This window comes from Aldersonia kunmingensis, assembly GCF_001646865.1.
GTDB lineage: Bacteria > Actinomycetota > Actinomycetes > Mycobacteriales > Mycobacteriaceae > Aldersonia > Aldersonia kunmingensis.
The window spans coordinates 60,874-67,025 of the sequence record NZ_LRRB01000074.1 but is presented as its reverse complement, the minus strand read 5'-3'; the positions used below and the strand labels follow the sequence as shown (position 1 = coordinate 67,025).

Below are 6,152 nucleotides of genomic sequence, written 5' to 3'. Positions count from 1 at the left end.
CCGCAACAGTCTCGATCCGAGACAGGTTGCGGCGATCACGTCGTTTCGAAGGATGGCCGCATTGCAGACCGGACTCCTTCGTGGAAAGAGACGCCCGGGGGGCGGGACCACCACGGCAAACTCCAATGGAAGGTATGTCCACTACGCCCGATCTTTGGCTAATGTCCAGGCGATCCCGAATCTGCGCGGTTATCGTGACTTTCGTCTGACTGGGGGTAAATGGCTTCTCTCCTGCACGAGTCGGAGCTATAAATCCCATGCCCCAGCGCTTAGTCTGCAGCTCGAAGTTATGGGGCGCGGGCTCCGATCCGCAGCGCCTTGCTGACGACTCCCTTCGCCGGTGGTGCCGCTGCTCATCCGTCCGGTGGCGTGACCGCCGCGACCTCGGAGGACGGGTCGAAGATCGTTTCGATCGATGAAGTAGATGCGCGGAACCTGACCGTGACGGTGTACTCGACGGCCATGGGCTGCGTTCAACACCACCAGGGCCAATGCGGTTGCAGGGATTTCGACCTCCGGTACCACGGCCTTCAATCTGGCGATTGCTGCGCCGGGTCTGTACAAGGCCGTCGGCGCCTACTCCGGCTGCGCCGAGACCTCCCAGCCGCCGGGTCAGCAGTACGTGCAGATCGTGGTGAATGTCTGGGGCCGCGGAGACAGTCACAAACATGTGGGGCCAGCGGGACGACCCGACATGGGCGGCCAACGACCGGTTGTTCACGCGGAGCAGCTGCGCGGGCAGGCGATTTACGTCTCCACTGGCCCGGGTCTTCCTGGCCCCCACGACACCCTGAGCGACCGGCCGATTCACGGTCAGGTTGACACACTGGCAAACCAGGTCATCGCCGGTGATGTCATCGAGGCAGCGACCAACGGGTGCACGCACAATCTTGCCAACCGGCTGGGGGGCAGCTGAGGCATCCCGGCCACGTTCAACTTCCGCCCGCCTGGCACCCACTCGTAGGTTTATTGGCAGGACGATCTGCACGCCTCGTGGCCAATGCTCGCCGGGACGATGGGTGCAGGAGGCGAGTGCCGCTGGACTCAGCGGCCGGTTTCGGCGGCTTTGCGGTATCCGCGAATGGCGGGCCCGATGAAGACAGCGAACATGCCGGCCGACCAGATGATTGTTTTGATCAAGGGTTCGGCGACCGGGCCGCCGAGGGCGAGGCTCTTCATGGCGTCGATGGCGCAGGACATGGGTTGGTTCTCGACGAAGCCCTGGAGCCAGGTCGGGTAGGCCTGTACCGGGACAAAGCCGGAGTTGAAGAACATCAGCAGTGAGACCGTGATCGTGACCACGTTCGCCAGCAGGATGGCGTCCACGTAGGCGGCGAGCGCGGTGACCAGGACGGCGAAGCCGACCCCGAAGACGACGGGCAGGCAGAGCAGGCCGATCGCGGCCAGTGGGCCCTGGTCGAATCGGAAGCCGAGCGGGATCCCGGCGAGGATAATTACCACCGTGGTGAGGAACACGCGCAGCGCTTCGGCGATCAGTCGTCCGATCAGTCCGGAGGCGCGGTGCATCGGCATCGTCCAGAATCGTCCGAGCAGACCGGTGGACTTTTCGGCGCTCAGTCCGAGGGCGCTGACCAGTGCGCCGGTCATGGCGGCGATCAGCGACATCATCGGCACGGTGCCGTAGATGCTGGGTTGCCCGGTCGCGGCGGTCACCGAGTCGCCTAGCACGATGTGCAGCATCAGCATGGTCAGCACCGGGTAGAGCGCGACCTGGAACAGCGTTCCGGGGGAGCGTAACCAGGTAAGCAGCAGGCGTTTGGTCTGCAGCATGCTGTGCTCGCAGAGGGCGTGGACCGAGCGCTCGCCGTACCGGTGCTTGGGCTCGGGTAGGGCGAGGTCGGTGCGGGGGTCGGTGGTGGTCATCCGCGCCTCCGGCTCGCCCAAACCCCGACCGGCACGAACAGGGCGGCCGCGCCGGCGAGCCACACCAGGGAGGGCCATAACAGGTCGAGGGAGACACCGGTAGTGGTCATGGCCTGCATCGAGATGGAGAACTGCGAGATCGGCTGGTTGCGCACGAAGGGTTGGATCCACTCTGGGAAGCCGGTGACCGGGACGAATCCGCACGACAGCATGCCCAGGATCAGCGTCGGCAGGGCCAGGGCCTGGCTGAGGGCCTGCGGGTTTTTGGTGATCACGCCGAGCGCGTCGGCGCCCAGTGAGAGCACCAGGCTCACCGCGAGGGAGAACACGCAGAACAGCACGGCCTGCCCGAGGCCGGCGACGAACTCGAAGCCGATGATGTAGCCGAACCCGATCGCGGCGGCCAGGGCGACGATCGAGCGGACGATCCCCGCGCAGATGCGGGCGCCGAGCGGGGCGAGGGACGCGACGGGCATCGTCTGCATGCGCTCGTTGAAACCGTTCATCGTTTCGAACGCGGCGAGTTGCGCGTTCGACATCATCGTGAACGCCATCGTCTGCAGCACGATGATCGGCATGACGTACTGGGCGTAGTCGATGCCGCGGACCGACATCACATACTTCAGCGGCAGATAGAACCCGAGGGTGAAGACCAGTGGCGTGAGGACCGCGACCACCAGTTCGCCACGGCCGATCATGGTGCGCATGATCCGGCCGAGCAGGGCACGCCACTGCTTGAACCCGTTGGGACTCAGGCGTTCGTGCGCCGCGGCGCTGAAGTCGATTGCCGTCACTGGTGGCCGCCGGTGTGGCCGGTCACGGCCAGAAAGACATCGTCGAGCGAGGGGCGGCGCAGCGCGATATCGGCCAGTTCGACCTGGGCGTTGTCGAGGCGACGCAACGCCTCGGCGAGCGTTTTCGCTCCATCCGGTGCCGGGATGGACAGTCGATCGCTGCCGTCGCTGTCGGCCAGAGCGTTGGCGGGCACAAGATCACCAAGCGCGGTCGCGACCGCGGCAAGCTGCTGCGGATCCAGCGGCACGACCTCGCAGTAGCTGGTGCCGGTGCGCGCCTTGAGCTGATCGGCGGTTCCCTCGGCGATCACCGTGCCGTGGTCGATCACGATGATGTTGTCCGACAACACGTCGGCTTCCTCGAGGTACTGCGTGGTGAGCAGGACCGTGATGCCCTGCTCCTTCAGTGCAGCGACGAGCGACCACACGCCTTGGCGGCTGCGGGGGTCGAGACCGGTGGTCGGCTCGTCGAGGAACACGACGTCGGGCCGCACGACCAGGCCACAGGCCAGATCGATCCGGCGTCGCATACCTCCGGAGTACCCGCTGACCGGGCGCTTGCCGGGCTCGGTCAGATCGAACTGCTCGAGCAGTTCGTCGGCACGGCGCCGAGCACCCCGCTTATCCATCCCCATCAGCCGGGCGAAAAGTTCGATGTTCTCGCGACCGGACAGGTTCTCGTCGAGTGCGGCATACTGTCCGGTCATCATGATCGCGCGGCGCACGGCCTGCGCTTCGGACACGACGTTGTGCCCTGCGACGGTGGCCGTACCACTGTCGGGCCGCAACAGCGTGGACAGCACCTTCACCGTTGTCGTTTTACCTGCACCGTTGGGCCCAAGAATGCCGAGCACGGTTCCGCGCTCGGCGGTGAAACTGACCCCCCGCAGCGCGTGCACACCGCCGAAGGATTTGTGAATCCCGTCGACGACCACCGCTGCGTCGTGCGAATTCGGCATCCACTCTCCAGTCATTAGTCTCGTGCGGGAAATGGACGATTGTCCAATAAGTAGATCCCCGGTGGGTGCCGCGATGTTACCCCGTTTGTGCGATCGCCTTGACATAGCAGTTGGCCGCGGGGTGCGAGCAAGCCCCGTGACTCGTCTCGACGCCGGCGCTTCCTCCGCCAGGTCGTGGGTCGCGCCGAGGTGTGCCGTAGCGTTGAGTCGCCTCATCGCCAAGAACCCGAGCGGTTACAGCAGCGCAGATGAGCCGACGTATCGTATTACTACTGACGAGTTACCTTCCGTGACAGTCTCGTGATTTGGAGCATGCAGTCGTGACCAGGTTCGACACAATCGAGCGCGCAGTCGCCGACATTGCTGCCGGCAAGGCAGTGGTCGTCGTCGACGACGAGGACCGTGAGAACGAGGGCGATCTGATCTTCGCCGCGGAGAAGGCCACGCCCGAACTGGTGGCGTTCATGGTCCGCTACACCTCCGGCTACCTGTGTGTTCCCCTCGCGGGCGAGGACTGTGACCGGCTCGGCCTGCCGCCGATGTACGCGACGAACCAGGACAAGCACGGCACCGCGTACACGGTGACCGTCGACGCCCGGGAGGGCATCGGCACCGGTATCTCCGCCGCGGACCGCGCCCAGACCATGCGGCTGCTGGCCGACGAGAACACCGGCGCCAACGACTTCACCCGCCCGGGCCATGTCGTCCCGCTTCGCGCCAAGGAGGGCGGCGTGCTGCGCCGCCCCGGGCACACCGAGGCCGCGGTTGACCTTGCCCGCATGGCCGACCTGCGTCCCGCGGGCGTGATCTGCGAGATCGTCAGCCAGAAGGACGAAGGCGAGATGGCGCGCACCGAGGAGCTGCGCGTTTTCGCCGATGAGCACGAGCTCGCGCTGATTTCGATCGCGGACCTGATCGCCTGGCGGCGCAAGCACGAGAAGCACGTCATTCGCGTGGCGGATGCCCGCATCCCGACCACCCACGGCGAGTTCCGTGCGGTCGGATACCAGAGCATCTATGAGGACGTCGAGCACGTCGCGCTGGTGCGCGGCAACATCCCCGGCGATGACGGCCTGGGCGAGAACGTGCTGGTCCGGGTGCACTCGGAGTGCCTCACCGGTGATGTGTTCGGCTCGATGCGCTGCGACTGCGGCCCGCAGCTGGATGCGGCGCTGGACATGGTCGCTCAGGAAGGCCGGGGCGTCGTGCTCTACATGCGCGGTCATGAGGGCCGCGGCATCGGCCTGCTGCACAAGTTGCAGGCCTACCAGTTGCAGGACTCCGGCCACGACACCGTGGATGCGAACCTCCAGCTCGGCCTGCCTGCCGACGCACGCGATTACGGTATCGGTGCGCAGATCCTCGTCGATCTCGGTGTCCGCTCGATGCGACTGCTCACCAACAACCCGGCCAAGCGGGTCGGGCTCGACGGCTACGGCCTGCACATCACCGAGCGCGTCGCGATGCCGGTGCGTGCCAACGCCGAGAACCTGACCTACCTGCGCACTAAGCGGGATCGGATGGGACACGACCTGATCGGCCTCGACGACTTCGATGCCGGGGGAACCGCGCGATGAGTGGTGAGGGCGTTCCCGATCTGGTCGTCAGTGGTGCCGCCGACATGCGGCTGGGCATCGTTGCCTCCCGTTGGCACGACGACATCTGCGAGGCTCTGCTCGCCGGTGCGCAGCGCGCCGCGAAGGCGGCCGGTGTCAGCGACGTGACGATCGTGCGCGTTTCCGGCGCGGGCGAACTGCCGGTGGTCGCGCAGGCACTGGCCGGCGATCACGATGCAGTTGTCGCGCTGGGCGTCGTGATCCGTGGTGGCACACCGCATTTCGAGTACGTGTGTGATGCTGTCACCGCCGGTCTCACCCGGGTCTCGCTGGATGCCGGTAAGCCGGTCGGCAACGGCGTGCTGACCACGAACACCAAGGAACAGGCACTCGACCGCGCGGGCCTGCCGGACTCGGCAGAGGACAAGGGCGCCGAAGCTGCGGCAGCAGCTCTGGATGCCGCCGTCACGCTTCGTTCGCTGCGCGAGCAGCGATGACCCCGGCAACCGTGGCCACCGATACAGCTTGGGAACTCGACGTTCGACCCCGTAAGACCGCGCGGGTCGCAATGGCGATCGCGGCCGGGTTGGTCGTGCTCTTCGTCGTGGTCGCGCTGCTGCTGCGTACGTCCGCAACGGGCGTGTACTTCGGGGTGACGGATCAGATCGCGATGGTGCTGCTCGGCTTCCTGCTCGCCGGTGGCGTGCTGTTGCTGACCCGGCCGCGGCTGCGCGCCGGCGCTTCGGGCGTCCTCGTGCGCAACGGGTTCGGCGAGAAGAGCGTGCCGTGGGACCTGGTGCAGGGCCTGTCGTTCCCCGACGGAGCCTCGTGGGCGCGGATCGACCTGCCCGACGACGAGTACATACCGGTTCTCGCGATTCAGGCCAACGACCGCGAGCGCGCGGTCGACGCGACGTTGCGGTTCCGCGCGCTGTGCGCGAAGTACACCAGCTGATTAG

6 protein-coding genes and 1 pseudogene are annotated in these 6,152 nt (G+C 66.2%); 4 read left to right on the top strand and 3 right to left on the bottom strand.

What is annotated here, in order from left to right; genetic code table 11:
• Nucleotides 1–481: 481 nt before the first annotated feature.
• Nucleotides 482–916, top strand: a pseudogene (locus A8G08_RS26540) (alpha/beta hydrolase-fold protein); the annotation flags it as partial.
• A 128-nt stretch (nt 917–1,044) separates the two neighbouring features.
• Here the strand turns inward: A8G08_RS26540 and A8G08_RS05425 are convergent.
• From A8G08_RS05425 to A8G08_RS05415, 3 genes are read right to left on the bottom strand one after another with little or no spacing between them, the layout of a single operon-like run.
• Entirely contained in the window at nt 1,045–1,884 is an 840-nt protein-coding gene (locus A8G08_RS05425) for an ABC transporter permease (RefSeq protein WP_084435967.1), read from the bottom strand.
• Nucleotides 1,881–2,678 carry an ABC transporter permease gene (locus tag A8G08_RS05420; RefSeq protein WP_068271187.1) on the bottom strand — a complete coding sequence of 266 codons (798 nt, stop codon included), beginning with the start codon at nt 2,676–2,678 and terminating at the stop codon, nt 1,881–1,883. Before A8G08_RS05420 ends, A8G08_RS05425 begins: the two co-directional genes overlap by 4 nt.
• The gene (locus A8G08_RS05415) at nt 2,675–3,637 is read right to left on the bottom strand and encodes a daunorubicin/doxorubicin resistance ABC transporter ATP-binding protein DrrA (RefSeq protein WP_068271184.1); all 963 of its coding nucleotides are present in this window, start codon (nt 3,635–3,637) and stop codon (nt 2,675–2,677) included. Before A8G08_RS05415 ends, A8G08_RS05420 begins: the two co-directional genes overlap by 4 nt.
• A gap of 320 nt (nt 3,638–3,957) precedes the next feature.
• Here A8G08_RS05415 and A8G08_RS05410 point away from each other — a divergent pair, with 320 nt between their 5' ends.
• The 3 genes from A8G08_RS05410 to A8G08_RS05400 are packed head-to-tail and all read left to right on the top strand — an operon-like array spanning nt 3,958 to nt 6,148.
• Nucleotides 3,958–5,214, top strand: coding sequence for a bifunctional 3,4-dihydroxy-2-butanone-4-phosphate synthase/GTP cyclohydrolase II (locus A8G08_RS05410; protein ID WP_068271210.1), 1,257 nt, complete (start codon nt 3,958–3,960; stop codon nt 5,212–5,214).
• The gene (ribH, locus tag A8G08_RS05405) at nt 5,211–5,690 is read left to right on the top strand and encodes a 6,7-dimethyl-8-ribityllumazine synthase (RefSeq protein WP_068271181.1); all 480 of its coding nucleotides are present in this window, start codon (nt 5,211–5,213) and stop codon (nt 5,688–5,690) included. Before A8G08_RS05410 ends, ribH begins: the two co-directional genes overlap by 4 nt.
• The gene (locus A8G08_RS05400; RefSeq protein ID WP_068271179.1) at nt 5,687–6,148 is read left to right on the top strand and encodes a PH domain-containing protein; all 462 of its coding nucleotides are present in this window, start codon (nt 5,687–5,689) and stop codon (nt 6,146–6,148) included. Before ribH ends, A8G08_RS05400 begins: the two co-directional genes overlap by 4 nt.
• The last annotated feature ends 4 nt before the right edge of the window (nt 6,149–6,152 follow it).